This is a genomic window from Mycobacterium sp. 852002-30065_SCH5024008 (assembly GCF_001665645.1).
GTDB classification, from domain to species: Bacteria; Actinomycetota; Actinomycetes; order Mycobacteriales; family Mycobacteriaceae; genus Mycobacterium; species Mycobacterium paraffinicum.
The window spans coordinates 1-1,214 of record NZ_LZSZ01000046.1 but is presented as its reverse complement, the minus strand read 5'-3'; the positions used below and the strand labels follow the sequence as shown (position 1 = coordinate 1,214).

1 pseudogene is annotated in these 1,214 nt (G+C 65.2%); it reads right to left on the bottom strand.

Going from position 1 to position 1,214, the window contains the following annotated elements:
* A pseudogene (locus tag A5781_RS05065) lies at positions 1-1,190 on the bottom strand (condensation domain-containing protein); the annotation flags it as partial.
* Positions 1,191-1,214: the final 24 nt, after the last annotated feature.

Here is a 1,214-nt window from a genome sequence, read left to right as displayed (position 1 = left end):
AGTTCGGCCACGCTGGGGTCGCCGGCCAGATCGACGCGTAACACCAGGGTGTTGACGAAGAACCCGACCAGCTCATCGAGGGCAGGGTCACGCCGGCCGGCGATCGGGAACCCCACCGCCACAGCAGTATTGGTGCTCAGTTTGGCCAGCAAGACTGCCAGCGCGGCCTGGATCACCATGAAACTGGTCGTATTATGCTCGCGGGCCACCCGGGCGATCTGCTGCTGCAGCCCCGCCGGCCACTCGATAGCGACACTGGCGCCGCGATAATCGGCCACCGCCGGATACGGCCGATCCGTCGGCAGCACCAGGCGCTCCGGCAACCCGGCCAACACGTCTTGCCAGTAAGCCAACTGCCCGGCGATCAGACTATCCGGGTCGTCGAGATCACCAAATTGGGTGCGCTGCCACAGCGTGTAATCGGCATACTGCACCGCCAACCGATCCCATCCTGGAACCTGGCCCTTAACGCGGGCGGCATAAGCCATACCTAGATCACGCGCCAGCGGGGCGATCGACCAACCATCCCCGGCGATATGATGCACCACGATCACCAGCACATACTCATCGTCAGCGACACCGAAAAGCCGCGCCCGCAACGGGATCTCGGTGGCCAAATCAAACGGGCGACGCACCACCGCGCCCACGGCCTCACGTAACCGACTTTCCGGCCAGCCGCTGGCATCGACCACATCCCAGCCGAACTCGACCCCCTCAGCCGACACCACCATCTGCTCAGGAACCCCGTCGACCGCAGGGAAGACCGTGCGCAGGCTTTCATGGCGGCCCACCACATCACGCAGCGCGGCCCCTAGGGCCTCGACGTCGAGCGGTCCGCTGAGCCGCACCGCGACAGGCATGTTGTAAACCGCAGACCGCCCCTGCAACTGCTCCAAGAACCACAACCGGGACTGGGCAAACGACAACGGCACCCGCTCCGGCCGCTGTTGGATCGCCAACGGCGCCAGCCCACCCCCACCCCCGGCCCGGACGCGGGGTGCTAACTGCGCGATGGCCGGCGCCTCAAACACCGCCCGCACCGACAAGTCAGCATCCAGGTTGGTGTTGACCGCCGCGATCAGCCGCATCGCCGACAACGAATCCCCACCCAACTCGAAGAACGAGTCGTCGACCCCGACGCGGTCCACACCCAACACTTGGGCATAAATGCCGGCCAGCACCTCCTCGAGAAGACCTGTCTCTTATACACATCT